The 22,441-nt window shown below is 65.9% G+C and carries 25 protein-coding genes; 15 read left to right on the forward strand and 10 right to left on the reverse strand.

What is annotated here, in order from left to right:
* Positions 1-233: 233 nt before the first annotated feature.
* The 5 genes from VUG52_RS12480 to VUG52_RS12500 are packed head-to-tail and all read left to right on the forward strand — an operon-like array spanning position 234 to position 6,741.
* Entirely contained in the window at positions 234-3,701 is a 3,468-nt protein-coding gene (locus VUG52_RS12480; protein ID WP_050705980.1) for a response regulator, read from the forward strand.
* A 4-nt stretch (positions 3,702-3,705) separates the two neighbouring features.
* Entirely contained in the window at positions 3,706-4,527 is an 822-nt protein-coding gene (locus VUG52_RS12485) for a CheR family methyltransferase (RefSeq protein WP_050705979.1), read from the forward strand.
* The gene (locus tag VUG52_RS12490) at positions 4,524-5,099 is read left to right on the forward strand and encodes a chemotaxis protein CheB (protein WP_262952640.1); all 576 of its coding nucleotides are present in this window, start codon (positions 4,524-4,526) and stop codon (positions 5,097-5,099) included. Before VUG52_RS12485 ends, VUG52_RS12490 begins: the two co-directional genes overlap by 4 nt.
* Positions 5,093-6,319 (forward strand): hybrid sensor histidine kinase/response regulator, encoded by a 1,227-nt coding sequence (locus VUG52_RS12495; protein WP_050705977.1) that lies wholly within the window; start codon positions 5,093-5,095, stop codon positions 6,317-6,319. The genes VUG52_RS12490 and VUG52_RS12495 overlap by 7 nt, the downstream gene beginning before the upstream one ends.
* 44 nt (positions 6,320-6,363) lie before the next feature.
* On the forward strand, positions 6,364-6,741 hold the full coding sequence (locus tag VUG52_RS12500) for a response regulator (RefSeq protein WP_050705976.1): 378 nt from the start codon (positions 6,364-6,366) through the stop codon (positions 6,739-6,741).
* 154 nt (positions 6,742-6,895) lie between these two features.
* Here VUG52_RS12500 and pvdN read toward each other — a convergent pair whose 3' ends face one another.
* Entirely contained in the window at positions 6,896-8,176 is a 1,281-nt protein-coding gene (gene pvdN / locus VUG52_RS12505) for a pyoverdine-tailoring periplasmic protein PvdN (protein ID WP_050705975.1), read from the reverse strand.
* A complete protein-coding gene (gene pvdM, locus VUG52_RS12510; protein WP_050705974.1) occupies positions 8,169-9,542 on the reverse strand; it encodes a pyoverdine-tailoring dipeptidase-like protein PvdM in 1,374 nt (457 codons plus the stop codon). Before pvdM ends, pvdN begins: the two co-directional genes overlap by 8 nt.
* Positions 9,543-9,724: 182 nt before the next feature.
* On the opposite strand from pvdM, the gene VUG52_RS12515 reads away from it, so the two are divergent.
* Positions 9,725-10,150 carry a hypothetical protein gene (locus tag VUG52_RS12515; protein ID WP_050705973.1) on the forward strand — a complete coding sequence of 142 codons (426 nt, stop codon included), beginning with the start codon at positions 9,725-9,727 and terminating at the stop codon, positions 10,148-10,150.
* A gap of 62 nt (positions 10,151-10,212) precedes the next feature.
* On the opposite strand, the gene pbpG is transcribed toward VUG52_RS12515, so the two are convergent.
* Complete coding sequence (pbpG, locus tag VUG52_RS12520; protein WP_050706028.1) at positions 10,213-11,139, reverse strand: D-alanyl-D-alanine endopeptidase; 927 nt, start codon at positions 11,137-11,139, stop codon at positions 10,213-10,215.
* Positions 11,140-11,323: 184 nt separating this feature from the next.
* On the opposite strand from pbpG, the gene VUG52_RS12525 reads away from it, so the two are divergent.
* Positions 11,324-11,749: a GNAT family N-acetyltransferase gene (locus VUG52_RS12525; protein ID WP_050705972.1), complete on the forward strand. Its 426-nt coding sequence runs from the start codon at positions 11,324-11,326 to the stop codon at positions 11,747-11,749.
* A gap of 28 nt (positions 11,750-11,777) precedes the next feature.
* On the opposite strand, the gene VUG52_RS12530 is transcribed toward VUG52_RS12525, so the two are convergent.
* From VUG52_RS12530 to VUG52_RS12540, 3 genes are all read right to left on the reverse strand, one after another.
* Positions 11,778-12,593, reverse strand: a complete 816-nt coding sequence (locus tag VUG52_RS12530; RefSeq protein ID WP_050705971.1) for a protein phosphatase 2C domain-containing protein — start codon at positions 12,591-12,593, stop codon at positions 11,778-11,780.
* A gap of 60 nt (positions 12,594-12,653) precedes the next feature.
* Positions 12,654-13,262: a hypothetical protein gene (locus VUG52_RS12535; protein WP_050705970.1), complete on the reverse strand. Its 609-nt coding sequence runs from the start codon at positions 13,260-13,262 to the stop codon at positions 12,654-12,656.
* An 83-nt stretch (positions 13,263-13,345) separates the two neighbouring features.
* Positions 13,346-13,837: a GNAT family N-acetyltransferase gene (locus tag VUG52_RS12540; RefSeq protein WP_050705969.1), complete on the reverse strand. Its 492-nt coding sequence runs from the start codon at positions 13,835-13,837 to the stop codon at positions 13,346-13,348.
* A 155-nt stretch (positions 13,838-13,992) separates the two neighbouring features.
* Between VUG52_RS12540 and VUG52_RS12545 the strand changes: the two genes are divergently transcribed.
* The 3 genes from VUG52_RS12545 (at position 13,993) to VUG52_RS12555 (ending at position 15,241) form a co-directional block, all read left to right on the forward strand.
* Positions 13,993-14,364 carry a VOC family protein gene (locus tag VUG52_RS12545; RefSeq protein WP_050705968.1) on the forward strand — a complete coding sequence of 124 codons (372 nt, stop codon included), beginning with the start codon at positions 13,993-13,995 and terminating at the stop codon, positions 14,362-14,364.
* Positions 14,361-14,675, forward strand: coding sequence for a DUF2388 domain-containing protein (locus tag VUG52_RS12550; protein ID WP_052895938.1), 315 nt, complete (start codon positions 14,361-14,363; stop codon positions 14,673-14,675). Before VUG52_RS12545 ends, VUG52_RS12550 begins: the two co-directional genes overlap by 4 nt.
* A gap of 86 nt (positions 14,676-14,761) precedes the next feature.
* Positions 14,762-15,241, forward strand: a complete 480-nt coding sequence (locus tag VUG52_RS12555; protein WP_050705967.1) for a VOC family protein — start codon at positions 14,762-14,764, stop codon at positions 15,239-15,241.
* A gap of 12 nt (positions 15,242-15,253) precedes the next feature.
* Here the strand turns inward: VUG52_RS12555 and VUG52_RS12560 are convergent, their stop codons facing one another.
* Entirely contained in the window at positions 15,254-15,940 is a 687-nt protein-coding gene (locus VUG52_RS12560; protein ID WP_050705966.1) for a GNAT family N-acetyltransferase, read from the reverse strand.
* 59 nt (positions 15,941-15,999) lie between these two features.
* Positions 16,000-16,929, reverse strand: a complete 930-nt coding sequence (argC, locus tag VUG52_RS12565; RefSeq protein ID WP_050705965.1) for an N-acetyl-gamma-glutamyl-phosphate reductase — start codon at positions 16,927-16,929, stop codon at positions 16,000-16,002.
* Positions 16,930-17,204: 275 nt separating this feature from the next.
* Between argC and VUG52_RS12570 the strand changes: the two genes are divergently transcribed.
* A complete protein-coding gene (locus tag VUG52_RS12570; RefSeq protein ID WP_050705964.1) occupies positions 17,205-18,086 on the forward strand; it encodes a LysR family transcriptional regulator in 882 nt (293 codons plus the stop codon).
* Positions 18,087-18,145: 59 nt separating this feature from the next.
* On the opposite strand, the gene VUG52_RS12575 is transcribed toward VUG52_RS12570, so the two are convergent.
* Positions 18,146-18,349, reverse strand: coding sequence for a tautomerase family protein (locus VUG52_RS12575; RefSeq protein WP_050705963.1), 204 nt, complete (start codon positions 18,347-18,349; stop codon positions 18,146-18,148).
* Between the two features lie 16 nt (positions 18,350-18,365).
* Positions 18,366-19,100 (reverse strand): SDR family NAD(P)-dependent oxidoreductase, encoded by a 735-nt coding sequence (locus VUG52_RS12580; RefSeq protein WP_331833044.1) that lies wholly within the window; start codon positions 19,098-19,100, stop codon positions 18,366-18,368.
* Between the two features lie 124 nt (positions 19,101-19,224).
* Between VUG52_RS12580 and VUG52_RS12585 the strand changes: the two genes are divergently transcribed.
* The 4 genes from VUG52_RS12585 (at position 19,225) to VUG52_RS12600 (ending at position 22,433) form a co-directional block, all read left to right on the forward strand.
* Positions 19,225-20,145, forward strand: a complete 921-nt coding sequence (locus VUG52_RS12585) for a LysR family transcriptional regulator (protein ID WP_331833045.1) — start codon at positions 19,225-19,227, stop codon at positions 20,143-20,145.
* Positions 20,146-20,211: 66 nt separating this feature from the next.
* Positions 20,212-20,481 (forward strand): hypothetical protein, encoded by a 270-nt coding sequence (locus tag VUG52_RS12590; RefSeq protein ID WP_050705960.1) that lies wholly within the window; start codon positions 20,212-20,214, stop codon positions 20,479-20,481.
* A gap of 277 nt (positions 20,482-20,758) precedes the next feature.
* Positions 20,759-21,457 carry an MOSC domain-containing protein gene (locus tag VUG52_RS12595; RefSeq protein WP_050705959.1) on the forward strand — a complete coding sequence of 233 codons (699 nt, stop codon included), beginning with the start codon at positions 20,759-20,761 and terminating at the stop codon, positions 21,455-21,457.
* Positions 21,458-21,497: 40 nt separating this feature from the next.
* The gene (locus tag VUG52_RS12600; RefSeq protein ID WP_050705958.1) at positions 21,498-22,433 is read left to right on the forward strand and encodes a 5'-nucleotidase; all 936 of its coding nucleotides are present in this window, start codon (positions 21,498-21,500) and stop codon (positions 22,431-22,433) included.
* Positions 22,434-22,441: the final 8 nt, after the last annotated feature.

Genomic DNA, 22,441 nt, shown 5'->3' on the forward strand with positions numbered 1-22,441 from the left:
ATTGTCTCTACTCTGTGCCCAGGGCGGTGGCAGAAGTTCCCAAGCTTACCGGCACGGGCAAATAGATGGAACGATTGTCGCAGACAGGCTTCAAATACTGGCTAAATGCCCTGCCAGATCCGCCAAAGCTGGTTAGACTCGCTGTATTCCCCCGGTCGGTCTGGCACAGGTAGCACTTACAAGACGTAGCCGTCGGACTGTTCAATGGACTTTTTTCACTCGGGCACCTTCAGATGATTCAAGCAGCCTCGATGGACCAACGCAGCTTTCGCAAACTGCTGAGCCGCAACGTCGGCCTGCCCCTGGGCGTAGGGCTCCTGGGCGCCGTGGCGTTTGTCGCGGTGATCAACTACCTGCTCTCGGCCATGCAGTGGGTCGAGCACACCGACCGGGTGATCGGCAATGCCAACGAGACGATCAAGCTGTCGATCGACATGGAAACCGGCATGCGCGGCTACCTGCTGACCGGCGAGGAGCGTTTCCTCGATCCGTACGAGGTGGCCAAGCCGCGCATCTTCGGCAGCCTGGACAGCCTGAAGGAGATGGTCGCCGACAACCCCCAGCAGGTCGACCGCATCGACCGCATCGCGGCCTTGCAGCGCGAGTGGAATACCTTCGGCAACGAGGTGATCAGCCAGCGCCGCAACCAGGCCGATGTGCAGTCGTCGATCGGCCGGGGTCGCGGCAAGCGCCTGACCGATGAGATCCGCAAGGAGTTCGACACCTTCATCAACACCGAGCAGCAACTGCGCACGGCACGCAACGAGACAGTCAGCACGGTCACCATGACCGCGATCTCGGCCTTCGTGCTGTTCATCGTCGCCCTGAGCGCCTTGCTCGCCTATCTGGGACGCCGTGACCTGCTGGCATTGTCGTCCAGCTACGTGTCGAACCTGGAGGCCCAGCAACGCGCCGCCGAGCGTCTGGAACACCAGGCCTGGCTGCGCGCCGGGCAGACCCAGCTGGCCGAGCAGGTGCTGGGCCAGCTGACCCTGCCCATGCTCGGCGACAATATCCTGCGCTTCTTCGCCGGCTACCTGGGCAGCGTGGTCGGCGCGCTGTATGTGCGGGACGAGCATGGCCAGCTGGTACGCGTCGCCACCTATGGCCTGGATGCCGAACAGCAGGGGAGCGAGCCGCGCCTGGGTGACCATGCCGGTTTGCTGGGTGAGGCGGTGACCCAGAGGCGGCTGCTGCGTCTGGATGACCTGCCGCAGGATTACTACCGTTTGAGCTCGGGCCTGGGTCGCGGCCTGCCGCGCAGCGGCGTGCTGGTGCCGTCCCAGGACGATGGGCGGGTCAACGGCGTGCTGGAGCTGGGTTTCCTGCGTGCGCTGCAGGAGCGAGACGTGGAGCTGCTGGAGCGGATCACCGAGAACCTGGGCATCTCCATCGAGAGCGCGCGCTACCGCCAGCGCCTGCAGGAGGTGCTGGCCGAGACCCAGCAGCTCAACGAGGAACTGCAGGTGCAGCAGGAGGAGCTCAAGACCGCCAACGAGGAGCTCGAGGAGCAGTCGCGGGTACTCAAGGAGTCCCAGGCCCACCTGGAGACCCAGCAGGCGGAACTGGAGCAGACCAACGAACAGCTGGCCGAGCGCACCGAGGCCCTGGACCGCAAGAACGGCGAGCTCAACCAGGCCCAGGTCGAACTGCAGGCCCGCGCCGACGACCTGCAGCGTTCGAGCAAGTACAAGTCCGAGTTCCTCGCCAACATGTCCCACGAGCTGCGCACGCCGCTCAACAGCTCGCTGATCCTGGCCAAGCTCTTGTCCGAGAACGCCGAGGGCAACCTCAGCGAGGAGCAGGTCAAGTTCGCCGAATCGATCTACTCGGCCGGCAACGACCTGCTGAACCTGATCAACGATATCCTCGACATCGCCAAGGTCGAGGCCGGCAAGCTCGAGGTGCGTGCCGAGAGCACGCCATTGGAGCGCCTGGTCGATGGCCTGCGGGGCATGTTCCAGCCGCTGGCCCAGGACAAGGGCCTGGCTTTCGAGGTCAAGCTCGAGCAGCCGCTGCCGGCGAGCCTGTTCACCGACCGCCAGCGCCTGGAACAGATCCTCAAGAACCTGCTGTCCAACGCCATCAAGTTCACCGAACGCGGCCAGGTCAGCCTGGGCATCAGCCACCAGGCCGGCCTGGGCATCGTCTTCGCCGTGCGCGACACCGGCATCGGCATCGCCGCCGACCAGCAGCAGGCGATCTTCGGCGCCTTCCACCAGGTCGATGGCACCAGCAACCGTCGCTACGGCGGCACCGGCCTGGGCCTGTCGATCTCCCGCGACCTGGCGCACCTGCTGGGCGGGCAGATCAACGTCGACAGCAGCCCGGGGCAGGGCAGCGTGTTCAGTCTGATCCTGCCGGAGCACTTCGAGCCGTCGGCGCAACAGGTCGAGGTGCACAGCCTGCGCCCGGCAGTCGACGAACTGCCACCGGCGCCGCCGGTACCGGCGCCGGTGCGCACCGAGCGTCCGGCCCCGGCCTTCGCCGACGACCGCGCCCAGGCACCGTTCGCCAACCGCTGCATCCTGGTGATCGAGGACGAGCCGAATTTCGCCCGCATCCTCTTCGACCTGGCCCACGAACTTGGCTACAGCTGCCTGGTCGCCCATGCCGCCGACGAAGGCTTCGAGCTGGCCGCGCAGTACCTGCCCGACGCGATCCTGCTGGACATGCGCCTGCCCGACCATTCCGGGCTCACCGTGCTGCAGCGCCTGAAGGAGCAGGCCGGTACCCGGCATATCCCTGTGCACATCATCTCGGTGGAGGACCGCGTCGAGGCGGCCATGCACATGGGCGCGGTGGGCTACGCGGTCAAGCCCACCAGCCGCGAGGAACTCAAGGCGGTGTTCGGCCGCCTGGAGGCCAAGCTCACGCAGAAGCTCAAGCACATCCTGCTGGTGGAGGACGATGACCTGCAGCGCGAAAGCATCGCCCGCCTGATCGGCGACGACGATATCCAGATCACCGCCGTGGCCATGGCCCAGGACGCCCTGGCGCTGCTGCGCGAGAACATCTACGACTGCATGATCATCGACCTCAAGCTGCCCGACATGCTCGGCAACGAGCTGCTCAAGCGCATGACCGCCGAGGACATCCGCAGCTTCCCGCCGGTGATCGTCTACACCGGACGCAACCTCACCCGCGAGGAAGAGGCCGACCTGCTCAAGTACTCGCGCTCGATCATCATCAAGGGCGCGCGTTCGCCCGAGCGCCTGCTCGACGAAGTCACGCTGTTCCTGCACAAGGTCGAGTCGCAGCTGTCCAACGAACGCCAGCGCATGCTCAAGACCGCGCGCAGCCGCGACAAGGTGTTCGAGGGGCGCAAGATCCTGCTGGTGGACGACGACGTGCGTAATATCTTCGCCCTGACCAGCGCCCTGGAGCACAAGGGCGCGATCGTCGAGATCGGCCGTAACGGGCGCGAGGCCATCGAGTGCCTGGAGGCCAACGACGACATCGACCTGGTGCTGATGGACGTGATGATGCCGGAGATGGACGGCTACGAGGCCACCCGCCTGATCCGCCAGCAGCCGCGCTGGCGCAAGCTGCCGATCATCGCCGTGACCGCCAAGGCCATGAAGGACGACCAGCAGCGTTGCCTGCAGGCCGGCGCCAACGACTACCTGGCCAAACCGATCGACCTGGACCGCCTGTTCTCGCTGATCCGGGTCTGGCTGCCGCAATTGGAGCGAATCTGAAATTTTGACCAGTGAACGCAACACCGATATCGAGATCCGGCTGCTGATCGAGGCGATCTACCTCAAGTACAGCTATGATTTTCGCGATTACTCAGGCGCCTCGATCAAGCGCCGGATCCTCCACGCCGTGCGCCAGTTCGACTGCCGCACGGTGTCGGCGCTGCAGGAGCGGGTGCTGCACGACCCGGGCATGTTCCTCGAGCTGCTGCAGTACCTGACGATCCCGGTCAGCGAGATGTTCCGCGACCCCGGGCATTTCCTCGCGCTGCGCAACGAAGTGGTGCCGCTGCTGCGCACGTGGCCGTCGCTGAAGCTGTGGATCGCCGGCTGCAGCACCGGCGAGGAGGTGTACTCGATGGCCATCCTGCTGCGCGAGGAAGGCCTGCTGGAGCGCACCATCCTCTACGCCACCGACATCAACCCGCATTCGCTGGAGCGCGCCAAGCAGGGCATCTACTCGATGCAGAGCATGCGCGAGTACGAGGAGAACTACCGCAAGGCCGGTGGCCGGCGTGATTTCTCCGAGTACTACACCGCCGCCTACGGCAACGCCATCATGGACTCAAGCCTGCGTGACAACGTGACCTTCGCCGACCACAGCCTGGCCACCGACAGCGTGTTTTCCGAGACCCAGCTGGTGTCGTGCCGCAACGTGCTGATCTATTTCAACAAGGATCTGCAGGACCGCGCCCTGGGCCTGTTCCACGAGTCGCTGTGCCACCGTGGTTTCCTGGTGCTGGGCAGCAAGGAGTCGGTGGACTTCTCGGCCTACAGTGAAGGCTTCGAGCCGCTGGTGCGGCCCGAGCGGATCTACCGCAAGACATGAACGGCGTGCGCGCGATCGTCATCGGCGCCTCGGCGGGCGGCGTCACGGCGCTGTTCAGCGTGCTTGGCGCATTGCCGGCCGATTTCGCCATCCCGGTGCTGTGCGTGCTGCACCTGCCGGACGACCGCCACAGCCAGCTCGCCGAAGTGCTGCAGCGGCGCCTGCGCCGGCCGGTGCACGAAGCCCTGGACAAGGCGCGGATCGAGCCGGGACTGATTTACGTGGCGGGGCCGGGTTATCACTTGTCGGTCGAGCGCGACTTCAGCTTCTCGCTCAGCCAGGAAGCGCCGGTGCATTTCTCGCGTCCGGCGATCGATTTTCTCTTCGAGTCGGCCGCCGATGCCTACGGCCCGGGCCTGCTCGGCGTGCTGCTCACCGGGGCCAATGAAGACGGTGCCCGGGGGCTGTTGCGCATCAGACAAAGCGGTGGCCGGACGGTTGTCCAGGACCCCCGCGACGCACAGGTGGCGTTGATGCCGGAGGCCGCCCTGGCCCTGCACGACCCTGACCATATTCTTTCCCTTGGCGGTATCGGGCAGTTGCTCGCTACCCTGGAACCCAGCGCATGCTAAGCCACATCACCGCGAAACTGCTGATCGTCGACGACCTGCCGGAGAACCTGCTGGCCCTCGACGCCCTGATCCAGGGCGAGGACCGCGAGGTGCATCAGGCGCAATCCGCCGAGCAGGCCTTGTCGCTGCTGCTCGAACACGAGTTCGCCCTGGCCATTCTCGATGTGCAGATGCCGGGCATGAACGGCTTCGAGCTGGCCGAACTGATGCGCGGCACGGAAAAGACCCGCAACATTCCCATCGTCTTCGTCAGCGCCGCCGGGCGCGAGATGAACTACGCCTTCAAGGGCTACGAGAGCGGCGCCGTGGACTTCCTGCACAAGCCGCTGGAAACCCTGGCGGTGAAGAGCAAGGTGTCGGTGTTCGTCGACCTGTTCCGCCAGCGCAAGGCCCTGGATCGACAGTTGCAGGCCCTGGAGCAGAGCCGCCAGGAGCAGGAGCTGCTGCTGGCCCAGCTGCAGGTGGCGCGGGGCGAGCTGGAGCGCGCGGTGCGCATGCGTGACGACTTCATGTCGATCGTCTCCCACGAAGTGCGCACGCCGCTCAACGGGCTGATCCTGGAGACCCAGCTGCGCCGCCTGCACCTGTCCCGCGGCAACCTGGCGGCGTTCAGCGAGGACAAGCTCAAGGCCATGGTCGAGCGCGACGAGCGCCAGATCAACAGCCTGATTCGCCTGGTCGAGGACATGCTCGATGTGTCGCGGATCCGTACAGGCAAGCTGTCGATCCGCCCGCGGACCTTCGACCTCGGTCAGCTTGTACGGGGCCTGGTGGAGAACTTCGCGGCCCAGGCCGGTGCCGTGGACACGCCGCTCGAACTGCAGCGCTGCGACCCCTTGCAGGGCGAGTGGGACGAGTTCCGGATTGAACAAGTGGTGGCCAACCTGTTGTCCAATGCCTTGCGCTACGGTGACCGCAAGCCGGTGCAGGTGCGGGTCTTCGAGGAGGGCGACATGGCCTGCGTGCAGGTGCAGGACCATGGCATCGGCATCGATGCCCAGCATCTGCAGCGGATCTTCCAGCAGTTCGAGCGCGTCGCCGCGCAGCAGGCCACGGGCGGCCTGGGCCTGGGGCTGTACATCTCCGAGCAGATCGTCCTCGCCCACGGCGGGCGGATCCAGGTCGACAGCCAGGCCGGCGTCGGCTCGACCTTCACTGTACGGTTGCCGATGTCGGCACAGTCGCAACATTGCGATCCGGCCCGCGCAACCTCTGCGTAGCGCTGGGGTCTGATGGCCAACCTGTTGAATGCGAAGGCGTTGTCATGAGTGAAGATGCACAAGACGTGGTACTGGTGGTTGAGGACGAACCGGCGATCCGCATGATCCTGCGCGATTACCTGGCCGGCGAGGGCTACCACGTGCTGGTGGCCGAGGACGGCGAGCAGGCGTTCGCGATCCTGGCGAGCAAGCCGCACCTGGACCTGATGGTCACCGATTTCCGCCTGCCAGGGGGGATTTCCGGAGTGGAGATCGCCGAGCCTGCGGTGAAGCTTCGCCCGGACCTGAAGGTGATCTTCATCAGTGGCTACCCGGCGGAGATTGTCGAGTCGGGCAGCCCGATCGCGCGCACGGCGCCGATCCTGGCCAAGCCGTTCGACCTGGATACCCTGCACGAGCAGATTCAGGCGTTGTTGCGTTAGCGCGAGCGCGAGCGCTAGTGCGTGGCGGGAGCGTGGGAGCGGGCTTGCCCCGCGATTGCGTACCTGCAGGATGGCACCGGCGAGGCCGGTGATCGCTGGGCAAGCCCGCTCCCACGCAGCCGTCGTCATATCAGCGGTTGGTATTGCGCCAGGCTTACCCGATCTGCTTACGCAGCAACGCCATGGCCCTATCGACCTGCTGCTCGTCGTTGAGCAGGCTGGGCGCAAAGCGGATCACTGGCCCGACATCGCGGTCCACCGCATCGACCATGACCCTGTTGGCGTTCAGGTAGGCCGCCACCGCGTCGGGGTCGCGGTCCTTGATACGGAAGAAGGTGAAGCCGGCGGAGAACTCGCGACTGGACGGGGTTACCAGCTCGATGGCGCGGTGTTCGGCCAGGCGTGCCTTGAGGTAGTCGTTGAGCTGGTGGATGCGCGCCTGGACGTCGGCCTTGCCCAGGGCCAGGTGCAGCTTGAAAGCCTCGCCCAGCGCCCAGCGGTGCTCGAAGGCGTGGTAACCGCCCGGCGTCATGATGGTGCCGAAGTCCTCGTTACGCGAGAAGGTGGCGAAGGTCGGCGTCAGGTGCTGCATCTGCTCTGACGCCGCGCAGATGATCCCCGTGCCCCGTGGGCCGAACATCCACTTGTGGGTGCCGGCGATGAACCAGTCGCAGTTGAAGTCGGCGAAGCGCACGTTTTCCACGCCGAAGCCGTGCACGCCATCGACCACGTAGAGGATGCGCTCGGCCTCGTCGCGGTTGCGGTTGTGCTGGCGCACCAGCTCGCCGATGGCGCCCACCGGCAGCTTGACGCCGCTGCCCGAGTGTACCCAGGTCATGCCCAGCACCCGGGTCTCGGGGCGGATGCTGCGGTCAATCAGGCTCAGTACGCGGTCAGTGGAAACCTCGCCGGGCTTGTCGAACAGGCGCAGCTTGCGCACCTGGGTGCCGTGCTGGCGCTGGCGGAACGCCAGGCAATTGTGGGTCGAGTAGTGCTCGTGCTCGGTGGTGAGGATTTCCTGGTGCGGCGCCACATGCAGGCCGCCGTAGATCATGCCGAGGCCCTCGGTGGTGCTGCCGGTCAGGGCGACCTGACGCGGACGCACATCCAGGTAGCGGCCCGCCCATTCGCGGACCTCGTCCTCGCGCTGCCACTCATACTCGCTTTCCCAGTCCATGCACAGGGCCGGGTTGCGGTCGAGGGTGGCGCGGTGACGGTCGATCGCCTCCTGCACTGGCCGCGGATGGGCGGTGATCAGGAAGTTGGCGAAGTGCGCGACATCGGGCGCGAGGGGGAACAGCTGGCGCAATTGGCGCCATTTGTCCGGGCCTTGCAGTGTCGGGGTTGCCGGATCGGCGGCAAGGGCGCTGGGCAGCAAGGGCAGGCTGGCCGCCAGGGCGGCGGCCTGCTTGAGGAAGGCACGGCGGTCAGTCATGGCGAGTTTCCCGGGCGCTGCTGTCGTGCTGGGCAACCGGGTTGGCGACCTTCTGCACCTGCCCCCAGACGCGCAGGAAGTTACCTGCCCAGAGCTTGGCGATATCGGTTTCGGAGTAGCCGCGGGTCAGCAGCTCGGCGGTGACGTTGCGGATTTCGCCGACGTTCATGAAACCTGTGACGCCGCCGCCATCGTTGAAGTCGGAGCTGATGCCGACATGGTCGATGCCCATCTTCTTCACGGCGTAGTCGATGGCGTCGACATACTCCTTGAGGCCGGCGCGGGGCTCTTCGTCGACGATGGCGTAGAGGCTGCTGGCGTACTCGCCGAAGCGCGCCTCGGGCCAGATGGCGATGATCGGGTCACCTGGCATCAGCGCGTTGGTCAGGCCTTGCAGCGGTTGCAGGTCGAAACGTGCGCGCAGGGCCTCGAGTTTTTCCAGGGTCGGTTTGCTCAGCGGCTTGAGGTAGGTGGTGAAGGCCACGACTTGCAGCACGCCGCCGCTGTCCTTGATCAACTGCATCTCCTTGTCGGAGAGGTTGCGCGGGATGTCCACCAGCGCCCGCGGCGCCGAGTGCGAGGCGACGAACGGGGCGCGGCTCAGGCGGGCCACGTCTTCCAGGGCCAGGGTGGACATCTGCGAGACATCGATGATCACGCCCAGGTCGTTGAGCCGCTTGACCGCCTGCTCGCCCAGCGGGGACAGGCCACCGAAGGCATCGGGGGTGTCGTTGAAGAACGGCAGCGGGCGCGAGGAGTCGGCCCAGGCGTTGTTGCCGGTGTAGCTGAAGCCGAACATGCGCATGCCGCGCTTGCTCCACAGGTCGAGCTGCGACAGGTCGTTGCCCAGCGGATAGGCGTTGAGCATGCTGATGAAAATGGCGAACTTGCCTTCGCCGTTCAGGCGGCGGAAGTCCTCGGGGGTGTAGGCGATGCCGACCTGGTTGGGGAAGTCGCGCACAATCCCGCTGATGATCTTGTAGCGCACTTCCTGCTGGTTGCGGGCCTCGTCGACGAAGCCTGGGGTCGGACGGTGCGGGGCGTTCGGGCCGTTCCACAGCTCGGGCCAGCCAAAGACGGTGAGCGCCGCGCCCGACAACCGGCCCTTGGCCGCCTTGGCCAGGTCGAACTGACCACGGCCGTCCTTGTCGGCCTCGTAGCCGTCGCTGCCGTAGCCCAGCGGCACGGTGACATGGCTGTCGAAGGAGAGCATGTGTTCGTGCAGTTCGTTGGCCTGCTGCACGATGGCGCGGGGATAGCCGCTGTCCTGCTTCCAGAAGTAATAGCCGGCGGCGCCACCCAGGGCGGCCACCAGGGCCAGGGGCAGGCCGATGTACAAGGCTTTGCGGGAACGGGTCTTGGTCATTGCCATCTCGTTGCGGGGCTGGTCGGGTCGGCCTGTCGGGTCGCCAGGGGCGCCAGGGCATGGCTCGGGTATGTGGTGGACGAATGACGAGGCGGCAAATTTATCGGCACATGGCCATCAAGTCTGCCGTGGCGCAGCCGATAGCGCTGGTATTGAAAGGACCCACCACGGAGGATTAGGGAATGGTAGGTATCAACAGTGCGACGATGGGGGTGATCACCAGTGTGGCCAATGCCCAGCCCGCAGAAAAGAAAGAAAAGCCGTTGACGAGCGTCGCGGTGGACCTGTCGGGTGAGACCACCCCGGGCAAGGCCGAGGAGGCCAAGCAGGCCGAGGGCGGTGAAGGCAGCGGCGAGCCGGGGCACATCACCCAGCTGCGCGACATGATCAAGCAATTGCAGAAGCAGCTTGCAGAGGAGCAGAAGCAACTGGCGATGCTTGCCGAGCAAGAGATGGACGAAACTTCCAAGCTGGCCATGATCACCGCCAAGCAGGCGAGCATCGCCACCCTGAGCGGGCAGATCCTGGCCGCCACGCAGCAGTTGCTCGAAGCGTTGACCAAGACCGGTGGCAGCAGCGCCGGTGGCATGATCGCCACCCAGGCCTGAGGCCCATACCGTTAAAGCAAGACGCCCCGCATCATGCGGGGCGTCGTCGTTTCAGCGGTGTGTCAGTCCTGCGCCAGGCGCGCGCGGCCCTGGCGCTCGCTCTTGTATTGCATGGCCACCGCCGGTGCCGGCTTGGCGCTGCCGGTCTCCAGCCACTGGCGCATGCGGCTGGCATCGGCGAAGTGGGTGTACTTGCCGTAGGCGTCGAGAATCACCATGGCCACCGGACGGTTGTCCATCTTCGTCAGCAGCACCAGGCAATGCCCCGCTTCGTTGGTGAAGCCGGTCTTGGTCAGGGCGATGTCCCAGTTGCTCTTGTTCACCAGGTGGTCGGTGTTGCGAAAGCCCAGGGTGTAGTTGGGCTTGCGGAACGCCACGGTCTTTTCGCGGGTGGTCGACAGCTCGCTGAGCAGCGGGTACTTGCGCGAGGCCATCAGCAGCTTGGCCAGGTCGTGGGCGGTGGAGACGTTGAGGGTCGACAGGCCGGTCGGCTCGACATAGCGGGTGTTGCTCATGCCCAGGCTGCGGGCCTTGGCGTTCATCGCCTTGATGAAGGCGCCATAGCCACCGGGGTAGTGGTTGGCCAGGGTGTTGGCCGCACGGTTTTCCGACGACATCAGGGTGATCAGCAACGTCTCGCGACGGTTCAGCTCACTGCCCAGGCGTACCCGCGAGTACACGCCCTTCATCTCCGGGTTGTTGGCGATGGTCATGCCGAGCATTTCGTCCATGGGCAGCTTGGCGTCGAGTACGACCATCGCGGTCATCAGCTTGGTGACCGAGGCGATGGGGCGCACGCGATCGGCGTGGCTGGCATACAGCTCCTTGTTGGTGTTGAGGTCGATCAACAGGGCGCTGCCGGAGGCCAGGTGCAGCTTGCTTGGGTCGCGCTGGACCTGGGCCGGGGGTTGTGCAGCAGCGGTCGACGGTAGGGTCGCGGTACCTGTGAGCAACAGCAGCAGGCTGAGGATGGACAGGGAAGTTTTCACGTTGAGGCTCACTAAATGTTGGTATGTCGTTGGCTGTGCAAGGGTTTCCCCCAAAAAACCGTTGCATTTTGGAGTATGGTCGAACGGCTGTCGAATGCCTTATATCTAAAGGGCGCAACGTGAAGTAAATTTAATCCGGCGCGCTTAGCGCCGCCTTCCTACGTGGTCAACCGGACGACCTGCCATGACGCTCACGATCGATTTCACCGACCAGGCCACCAGCCTGCATCACGATGCGATTCTCAAACCCCTGCGCGCCTTCAACGACAGCGTGATCGGTTCGCCTGGTGCGGCCACCGTCGCCTGGACGCTGCGCGATCCCGCCAGCGATGAGGTCATCGGCGGGCTCTATGCCAGGCTCGGAGGAGGTTGGTTGTTCGTCGAACTGCTGGTGGTGCCCGAGCGCATGCGCGGGCAGGGCACCGGCCGCGAGCTGATGGCCCAGGCCGAGGCGCTGGCGAAGGAGAAGGGCTGCTGCGGAATCTGGCTGGACACTTTCAGCTTCCAGGCGCCGGACTTCTACCGCAAGCTGGGGTTCGAAGTGTTCGGTGAGCTTGCCGACTTCCCGCCCGGGCATAGCCGTTATTTCCTGCATAAACGGTTGGCCTAGCCTCTGGCGCGGCGAGCTGACTCCCCGTTCAACCCACCCGCAACCAGATCGCCGAGGCGTCGTCGCTCATCTTGAACCGCGGGTAGCGCAGGCATGCGGCATCGTCGTGCTCGATGCCGCGCAGTGTCCGTGCCAGGTCATCCAGGCCGTGGCTTTGCAGGCGCTCGATGAAACCTGCCGGGTCATAGGCCCGATAGGTATCGAACAGCGCCGCGAAGCCATCGCTCATCAGCAGCACATCGTCACCCACGGCGACTGGGGCTCGAGTGTAAAAGGTGCCTTCCCGGGACAGCTCGGCATCGACGCCGAGCACGGCCCGGGGCCGCTCGCGGGCGCTGCGGCGATCGGCCAGCACCGCTGGGGTGCGCACGCCGTGGGCGCCGGTGCCGGGGCCGAGTGCGGCGGCTTCGGCTTGCTCGACCTCGCGATCGGGCTCGGGGGTGAGGAAGCGGATGCCTTGCGCGCTGCGATGCAGCACCACGCAGTCGGCCAGGTGCGCGCAGACCAGTTCCTCACCTTCGATGGCCACCGCGGCAAAGGCAGCGCGCGGCAGTTCCCAGGTGGCCAGGGGCTCGCGTCGGCGGTCCTGCCGGTAGGCCTGGGCAATCGAATCGAAGACCGTCTCGCAAACCTGCCGCAGTGGCCCCGAGGCCGTGGCGAAGGCGCGCTGGGCCGTGGCCGAGAGCCACGCGGCGCCGCCGCGCTCGCCGAGCAGGCCGGGGGCGCCAAGGTCGGTGGCGCCGTCGATGACCCAGGCGTGGCGGTCGGCGTTGCCGATACGGTCGTCATTGGGCACATCGGGCTTGCCAGCCAGGGACAAGCTCTGGATCAGGTCGAAATGCATGTCGGGCTCCATGTCGGTGGGATCACCGACCTTGAGCCCTGCGCCGTCGCGAGTCAAATTTCACGGCTTGGGCGTGCGGTCCCAGCAATGGCTGTCCAGGTCGCAGACGCCGAATTGCCGGTCCATCAGCGCCATGCGTCGCAGGTGGGCGTCGAGGATGTCGCGGCCCACTTCGCTGTCGATGATGTAGCGGCTGTAACGCTCGATCAGGCGCTGCTTCCAGGCATCGCGGGTGGCCGCGTCCAGGGTGTCGGGCGCACTGGCCAGGCGTTGCAGGGTGCTGTCGTCGACGCGCTTGAGCTGGTCGCTGAAGGTGGCGATGTAACGGGCGCGCTGTGCTTCCTTGTGACGGGAGGTTTCGGCATCGAAAGTATCGAGATTGCGTTGCCATTGCTCCCAGTAGGCATCCGGCAACTTCAGGTCGCGCTTCTGGCGCAATGCGTCGACGATCTGCGCGTTGCTCTGGCGCGGTGGTGGCTGTCGGTCCTGGCTGGCCAGAGGGTCCTGGGCCAGGATCTGCGTGATCCAGGTCGTGCGGGCTTCGCTATCCGGGCGAACCGGGCCGAGCGTCGCAGAGTCGCTGGCGTTCGAGCTTGGCAGGCCATTGCAGCCGGTGAGTGACAGCATCAGCGACAGTGCCAGCAGGGCTGGCAGGTTGTGGCGCAACATGAATCATCCTTGAGTAACTGCACAATCGTGCATCCGATCGGATGCACGAGGGTTATCGGCTCTTGCCTGGCCGACTTGAGCGTTCAGCCAAGGGCCTTGGCCATTTCCGTGGTTGCCGCCCAACCCAGCCCGGCGTAAACCGGCCTGCCCACGTCGGTGGCATGAAGCACGGCGAAGTCCAGGCCGCGCTCGGCGAACTCCGATTCGGCGAGGCGCATCAGTTTCGAGGCCAGGCCCTGACGCCGATGGGACGGCTCGACATAGACATTCAGCACGTAGCCGCGCTGTTCCTGATCGGGGTGGGCCGGATGCGGCGGCCACTCGATCGTCATCAGGCCGATCGCCGCCACCGGTTGCGCGTCGTCCAACAATACGAAGCCGTAATAGCGACCGTCCGCCAGGCGCGTCCATAGCCAGGGCCCAAAGTGCTCGGTCATGGTCTTCAGGCGGTGCGGGTCGCCACCGGCTTCCAGGAACATGGCCTGGCGATGGGCGCAGACCATGGCATGGTCGCCCGGCAACAGACGGCGCAGGGTCAGGCCGGGAAAGTCGATGGCGGTTGGCAGGTCGTTCATGGCAGTTACCTTGGGTCGAGGACCTCGATCCTAGGCGTGCACGGCGCCAGTGGTTAGATACAGATGGCCGGCAAACGCGGCATACAGCCCCTTGCCGCTCCCTGGGTTTGCGGCGATGATCCGCCGCAACCCGTTCACCGACGAGGAGGTTCCGCATGCCTGTTGCCCCGCTTTTGCGCTGCACCGACCTTGACGCTACCCGCCGTCATTACCGCGATGTGCTGCAATTTACCGTCGCCGACACCGCGCAATCGACCCTTACCGTGCAGTTGCACGACTGCAGCCTGCTGTTCACCGAGGACGACCTGTGGCGGCTGCCGCCGGGGTGTGCCGGGACCTTCTATCTGGTGGTCGAGGACGTCGACGGCTATTACGCGCAAGTCCGCGAGCTGGCGGATATCGCCTGGCCGTTGCACGACACGGAGTATGGTTCGCGGGAGTTCGGCGTGCGTGATTGCAATGGCTATTACCTGGCCTTCAGCCAGCGGCACGTCGACGTTGTGCAAACCGCACAGGTTGCCTCGTGATCCTGCGCGGCCGTGCATTGCTGGCGATATTGCTGCTTGCCGGCCCGGCCTTGGCCATGGACGGCAAGGGCAACTCGAGCGACCACTTCACCGTTGGTTCCAGCCTCGCCACCGCTGCCGTCAGTGGCTCTACCAGCCACCCTGCGCGCACTTACCAAGCCGCCCGCGACGATGCGCTGCTGTACATCGCCAGCGACGGGCGCTTGCGCGGCGCACGGTTGGAACAGGCCTTGAGCGAGTACCGCCAGCTGCATCCGGTGAGCGCGCTGAGCGACCGTGAGCTGGCCCAGGCGTTCGCCTGCCAGGGTTGATGGCTTGAGCCGCTGATCGGCCTGTCCTGGCATGCCAGGACAGGCGGCTAGACTCGTGGGCAACGAATCCCGCCAGGAGTCCGAGCATGACCGCCAAGAACAGCATTTGCCTGTGGTACGACAATGACGCCGAGGACGCGGCGAACTTCTACGCCAGCACCTTCCCCGACAGCCGGGTGACCGCCGTGCACAAGGCGCCCGCCGACTACCCCTCCGGTAAGGCAGGCGATGTGATCACGGTGGAGTTCACCGTGCTGGGCATCCCGTGCATCGGTCTCAATGGTGGCAAGGCGTTCAGCCACAGCGAGGCGTTCTCGTTCCAGGTGGCGACCGACAGCCAGGAGGAAACCGATCGCTATTGGGACGCCATCGTCGGCAACGGTGGCAGCGAGAGCGTGTGCGGCTGGTGCAAGGACAGGTGGGGGCTGTCCTGGCAGATCAGCCCGCGGGTATTGACCCAGGCGGTGGCCAGCCCCGATCGCGCCCTGGCGAAGCGGGCGTTCGAGGCGATGCTGCAGATGGGCAAGATCGACATTGCCACGATCGAGAAGGCCATCAAGGGCTGACGGCGAGGCGCCTCAATGCACGGTCTTGCGTTCCCTGACGCACGCCCGTGCCTGTTCCGTCAGGACGTCCAGTCGCTCGTCGCGCAGGCGTTCGGCGTCCAGCATCGCCGCCTCGCCCTGTTGCTTGAGCAGGTAGGCATGGATCTGCCGGACTTCGACGGTCTGGTAGATCGGCGCGATGTCCAGCCGCCCGATCAGCGCGCCGCTGGCTTGCCCGGTGCTGCTCATCAACACCTGCGGCCCGGTACAGGCGACCACCTGCAGGCCCATGTTCTCGAACCACGGTACCTGCTGGGCGAAGGTACTCAGCTCGACGCAGGCATAGCGTTCACGCACCGCGCGCAGCAGGCCAAGGGCGATGCCCTGGCGGCGGTGGCTGGGGACTACGGCGAGGTAGGCCAGGGCGCAGGCCTGCGGGTTGTCCTGGGCCGGCAGCACCAGGGCGAAGCCGAGCAACTGGTCCGGCGCCTCGGCATCCAGGGCCAGGGTCAGCTCGACGGCCAGGCCACGGGTGCCGTCCAGCGCCATCAGGTATTGGTGCACCTCCAGGCCGACTCCGTATTGGTAGAGCGGATAGAGCGGATTGTCCGGGCTGATGGCGACGCTGCTGAGCTGGCCGACATGGTCGATCACCAACTGGCGGATCTGGTTCTGGAAGGATTCGGGCGGCACGCCTTCGAGGCGGCGGAGGATGAACATCGCGGGTCGGGCTCCGGCAGGATTGAAACACCCGCCCCGGAACGAGGCGGGTGATCATTCTAGCGCAGCCCGGCCAGCATGAGGTCGAGGTTCTGCACGGCGGCGCCTGAGGCGCCCTTGCCCAGGTTGTCGAACACCGCAGTCAGCAGCACCTGGCCATGCTCGGGGTTGGCGTACAGGGCCAGGCGCAGGTCGTTGCTGTCGTTCAGCGCCTGCGGGTCCAGCGCCTGCGCCGGACCGTGCTGGTGCAGGGGCATTACCTGCACGTGGCGGGCGCCCTGGTAGTGCCGTTCCAGGCAGGCCTGCAACTGATCGGCGTCGACGCCTGGCAGCAGGCGCAGTTGCAGCGGGATACTCAGCACGATGCCTTGGCGGTAGTCGCCATAACCCGGCACGAACACCGGCCGCGCGCTCAGCCCCGCATGCTGCTGGATCTCTGGCACATGCTTGTGGGCGAGCTCCAGGCCGTACAACTGGAGGGTCGGCAGGTAGGCGTCGCTGCGCTGCTCATGCCGCTCGACGGCGGCCCGGCCGCCACCGGAGTAGCCGGAGATGGCGTGGATGCTCAGCGGGTAGTCCGCCGGCAGCAAGCCGGCCTTGACCAGGGGGTGCAGCAGGGCGATGGCGCCGGTGGGGTAGCAGCCGGGGTTGCTCACCCGGGTGGCCCGGGCGATGCGTTCGGCCTGTTGCTCGTTCAGTTCCGGCAGGCCGTAGACCCAGCCGGGCGCGGTGCGGTGCGCGGAGCTTGCGTCGATCACCCGCACCGCCGGGTTGTGCAGGGTGGCCACGGCCTCGCGGGCGGCGTCGTCGGGCAGGCAGAGCACGGCGATATCGGCGCTGTTGATCGCCTCGCTGCGCCGCGCCGGGTCCTTGCGCTCGGCTTCGGGCAGGGTGAGCAGGCGCAGGTCCTGGCGGCCGTGCAGGCGGGCATGGATCTGCAGGCCGGTGGTGCCTTGGTCGCCGTCGATGAAAACGAGGGGCTGGTGCATGTCGGTTGTCCAGTGACGAGAAGGAATGGCGGTATCCTCGTCGTTCGCTGGGCGAAATAAAATTTGAATATCATGATCACCATATTCAGAAATTCTGATTTTAAATAACGAGCCCTCTGTAGGAGCGGCCTTGTGCCGCGAAAGGGCTGCGCAGCAGCCCCGGCAATTTCGCGTCAGGCCGGTAATTCCGGGGCCGCTGCGCGCCCCTTCGCGGCGCAAGGCCGCTCCTACCCGGGGCGTGCCAGCCATCAGTACTTCATTCCTGCCGAGACCCCATGCGAGAAATCAGCCTCGACCGCCTGCGCACCCTGGTGGTGATCGCCGACCGTGCCTCCTTCGCCGACGCCGCCCGCCAGCTCAACCTGGCGCCCCCCACCATCAGCCTGCACGTGGCCGAGCTGGAGGCGCGCATCGGTGCGCCCTTGCTCACCCGCACCCGCGGCCAGGTACGCCCCACGGCCATCGGCGAGACCTTGCTGGCCCGCGCCAGGCGCCTGCTGGCCGACGCCGACCAGGCCCTGGACGAGGTGCGCCGCCAGGTCGAGGGCTTGACCGGCCGGGTGCGTCTGGGTGCTTCGACCGGCGCCATCGCGCACTTGTTACCCCAGGCCCTGGAAACGCTGCGGGTGGATCATCCGGGGATCGATGTGCAGGTTCAGGTACTTACCTCGCAGGCCTCCCTGGCGCGGCTGCGCGAGGGCACCCTGGACATCGGTCTGGTGGCGCTGCCGCAGGTCGCTGGCAAGGGCTTGCGGATCACGCCGTGGCGGCGTGACCCGATCATGGCCTATGTCCCCATCGACTGGCAGCCACCGGCACGGGTGACGCCGGCATGGCTTGGCGGACGAGCGCTGATCCTCAACGACAGCACCACGCAATTGTCGCGGGTGACGTCGGAGTGGTTCGCCGCAGCGGGGCTGTACCCCGAGCCGCGCATCGAGCTGAACTACAACGATGCGATCAAGAGCCTGGTGGCCGCGGGCTACGGCGCCACCTTGCTGCCGCAGGAAGGCGAGGTTCACCCGCCATCGCCGCGCATCGCCCGGCGGCCGTTGCGGCCGGGGTTGTGGCGTCAGTTGGGCATCGCCTGTCGCGAGGGGGATGTGGAACGGGCGACGGGGCATGTGCTGGAGGCGTTGGGAAGGTTGCGTCAGTAGCAGCCGCTCACCTTGTGGGGGCGGGCCTGCCCCGCGTTCGCGAGGCAAGCTTCAGTGTGTCATGGGTTGCGTGCACGCAACGCGGTCACCGTCTCGCCGCCTACGCCCCAATTGTCGGTGGGCACTTCCTCGATCACCACGAAGGTGCTGGCCGGCGGCTTGTTCAATACCTGCTCCAGCAGGCGGGTGGTACCTTCGATCAACTGGCGTTTGTGCTCGGCCGTGACGCCTTCATCGGTCACGCGGATATGGACATAAGGCATGTGCTTCGCTCCAGGTTCAGTGCCAGGTACCGGCGGTGCTGCCACCGTCGACAGGGAGGATGACGCCGCTGACGAAACGGGCATCGGTCAGGTACAGCACGGCGTCCACCACATCCTCGGGCTTGCCCGTGCGCCCGCTTGGCGACAGCGCGCCGAGCCCTTCGGTGTGGCCGCTGTGCAGCGGCGTGTCGATGATGCCGGGGGCCACGGCGTTAACCTGCACGCCGCTCGCTGCCAGCTCCAGGGCCAGGCCCTTGACCGCCTGGTTCAGCCCGCCCTTGACCAGCACCGGCAGCAGCGCCGGGACGCGGGTGTCCGGTTGCAGGGCCACCGAGGCGGTGATGGCGACGATATGCCCGTGGCCCTGGGCCTTCATGATTTTCGCCGCGGCCTGGGCGGGGTAGAAGAAGCCCTTGAGGTTGGTGCCGACCAGCGCGTCGACGTCGGCCTCGGTGTAGTCGGTCACCGGCTTGGGAATGAAGATGCCGGCGTTGTTGACCAGGATATCGACCTGGCCGAAGGCCTCCAGGGCGGTGGCAAACAGCCGTTCGGCGGTGGTTTTCTCGGCGATGTCGCCCGCCACGCCGATAAAGGCGGCCGGATTGCCCAGACGAGCTGCGGCTTCGTCGAGGCGAGCCTGGGTGCGGGCGTTGCCGACCACGTTATCGCCACGCTTGAGGTAGGCCTGGGCCAGGGCGAAGCCCAGGCCGCTGGAGGCGCCGGTGATGATGACGGTTCTTGCCTTGCTCATGGGAGGATCTCCGGTGGTGCGAGCCGTTGCTCGGGTGTGCAGCCACTTTAAGTTGCTATCTCAACTTGAAAAATGAGGCACAGGGCATTTCAATCGATACATCATGTAATCAATAGAGCTCGCCATGACCCGCCATTTCGATGACCTGCAACTGGGCAGCCTGGAGTTGTTCTGCCTTGCCGCCGATGCCGGCAGCTTTACCGAGGCGGCCACCTTGGCAGGGGTCACGCCCGCAGCGGTGAGCCGCTCGGTGGCGCGCCTGGAGGAGCGCCTGGGCGTTCGCCTTTTCGTGCGCACCACCCGGCAGATGCGCCTGAGCGAGGCCGGCCAGGCCTATTACCAGCACTGTCGCCAGGCGCTGGGCCAACTGGTCGAGGCCGAGCGCCAGGTCACCGGTGGCCAGCTCGAGCCCGCGGGTCGCCTGCGTATCAGCGCGCCAACGCCCTACGCCCATCACCGCCTGTTGCCACTGCTGCCGCGTTTTCGCCAGCGCTATCCAGGGGTACAGGTGGATGTGCATGTCAGCAACCGCAACGTCGATTTCGCCGAGGAGCACTTCGACCTGGCGATCCGTGGCCGCGCGCCCGCCGATTCGCGGTTGGTGGCCCGGCGCCTGGAGGACGCCGAGCTGGTGGTGGTCGCCACCCCCGGCTATCTGGCCCGGGCCGGTACGCCACGGACCCTGGAGGACCTGGCCGGGCATGAGTGCATCCAGTTCGAGCTGCCCAGCAGTGGCAGGCGGCCGCCCTGGAGCTTTCGCCGTGACGGGCTGCTGGTCGAGCTCGAGACCCAGGGTGCGCTCACTTGCCTGGGCGATTTCCTCGCCACCACCACCCTGGTGCGTCATGGGGGCGGCCTGATGCAGGCCTACCGCTTCACCGTGCAGGAGGCGCTGGACAGCGGCGAGCTGGTGGAAGTGCTGGCCGAACATGGCGGGACGTCGCGGCCGTTCATGCTGGTGTATCCGCAGGCCCGGCACATGCCGTTGAAGGTGCGGGTGTTCATCGACTTCCTGGTCGGCGAGGTTGCACGACCGTTGGGCTGAAGTCCCGTCGGGCAGGCACTGGCGGACTAAGCTCTGAGCTGCGTCGATTTCCCAGGAGAACACGCCATGAAATCCATGACACTGCTAGCGATCACCTGTGTACTGAGTTTCGCCGCCTACGCCGAGGATGGTCCGGCGACCAATTGCGATGCCAAGATCAATGATCTGGAGAGCATCAGCAAGACCGATGGCCAGGCCTTGCACGGCGGCATGGCCCATGACTATCACGAGCTGCTCAAGCAGGCCAAGGACGCACGGGACAAAGGTGACATGGCCAAGTGCCAAGCCTCGGCCGACCGCGCCAAGACCATCTACAACAAGGCGCGGGGCAAGTAACGGTCTATGATTGCGCGGCCAGCTCCCACAGGTGCTACTCCAACCTGTAGGAGCGGCCTTGTGCCGCGAAAGGGCCGCAAAAAGCGGCCCCGGCGATCTTTGCAAAAACGCTGAAATCCTGGGGCTGCTTCGCGGCCCTTTCGCGGCACAAGGCCGCTCCTACAGAGATCGCGCCAGTTGAATAAACTTAGCAAGACAGTTTCTCCCACAGGTAATGCGGTTGGGCCCTCAGGCGCGCTGGTGTAAGCTCTGGCGGACCTTTCCACGAGACCGCCGCATGACCTCGCCCAGCCCGCGCCTTGACAGCCTGCTCACCGGCTGCGCCCGGCCGTTCACCCGCCCGGGTTCGCACAGCGCCATCGACAAGCAGCCTCGCCAAGGCCCTCTGGCAGTCACCTTCCTCGGTATCGCCGGCGACGAACAGGGCGATCTGCGCGTACACGGTGGTGTCGAGAAGGCCATCCACCATTACCCCCGCGATCACTATCCCGACTGGACCGCCGAACTGGGCGAGCACCCCTTGCTGACGCGCCCTGGCGCCTTCGGCGAAAATTTCAGCAGCACCGGCTGGCGCGAGGCTGATGTCTGCCTGGGCGACCGGATCCGCGTCGGCACGGCGTTGCTGGAAATCTCCCAGGGGCGCATGCCGTGCTGGAAGCTCAACGACCGCTTCGACGTGGCGCAGATGGCGTTGCGGGTGCAGCAGAGCGGGCGTACCGGCTGGTACTACCGGGTGCTGGAGGAGGGCGTGATCGAGGCGGGCGATGCCCTGCAACTGGTCGAGCGCCCGCACGGCGACTGGTCGGTGGCGCGGCTCTCGGCAGTGCTGTTCGACAAGCGACTGGAACCCGACCTGTTGCGCGAGTGCCTGGCGCTGCCGCTGGTGCCGAACTGGCGGCGCACCCTGGAAAAACGCCTGGAGCAACACCAGGTCGAGGACTGGACCTCGCGCCTGCAGGGCCGCAGCGAAGGCTGAGCGGCGTCGCGTACAACGTTATCAATACAAGGAAAGCCCCATGGCCTTCGAACTGGATGATCGGCTGGTCATCGGTGTCGCCTCCAGCGCGGTGTTCGACCTCAGCGAGTCGGACGCGGTGTTCCGTCGAGAGGGCGAGGCGCAGTACCGCAAATACCAGGAGCAGCACCTGGACGTGCCGTTGGGAAAAGGCATTGCCTATCCCTTCATCAAGCGTCTGCTGGCCCTCAACGACCTGCGTGGCGATCCCGAGGATCCGCTGGTGGAGGTGGTGCTGCTGTCGCAGAACGACCCGGACACCGGCATGCGGGTGATGAAGACCATCGGCCATTACGGCCTGAACATGACCCGGGCGATCTTCACCCAGGGCCGCTCGCCGTACGAGTACATCCCGGCGTTGAACATCGCCCTGTTCCTCTCCGCCGACAAGCAGCACGTCGATGCGGCAATCAAGGCCGGCTATCCGGCAGGGCAGGTGCTGGATTCGAAGTTCGATGACGACGAGAGCGACGACAACCTGCGCATCGCCTTCGACTTCGACGGCGTGCTGGCCGGGGACGAGTCGGAGGCGGTGATGCAATCAGGCGGGCTGGACAGTTTCCACGCCCATGAAGTGATCAACGTCACCCAGCCGCACAACCCTGGCCCGCTCAAGGAGTTCTTCGTGCGTATCGCCCGTATCCAGGCGGCCGAGGAGCAGCACAAGCTGGCCCATCCCGGCTACGAGAACCGTCTGCGGGTATCGATCGTCACGGCGCGCAACGCGCCCTCCCATGAACGGGCGCTCAACACCCTGAAAAGCTGGGGGGTGATGGCCAACGACGCCTTCTTCCTCGGCGGCATCGAGAAGCGACGGGTGCTTCAGGTGCTCAAGCCGCACATCTTCTTCGACGACCAGTCGGGGCATCTGAAGAGCACCAGCACCGTGGCGCCGTCGGTGCATATTCCGTTCGGGGTGACCAACCGGGCGCGCTGAGCAGGCAG

It is taken from the genome of Pseudomonas sp. LH21 (assembly GCF_036549575.1).
Lineage (GTDB): Bacteria > Pseudomonadota > Gammaproteobacteria > Pseudomonadales > Pseudomonadaceae > Aquipseudomonas > Aquipseudomonas peradeniyensis.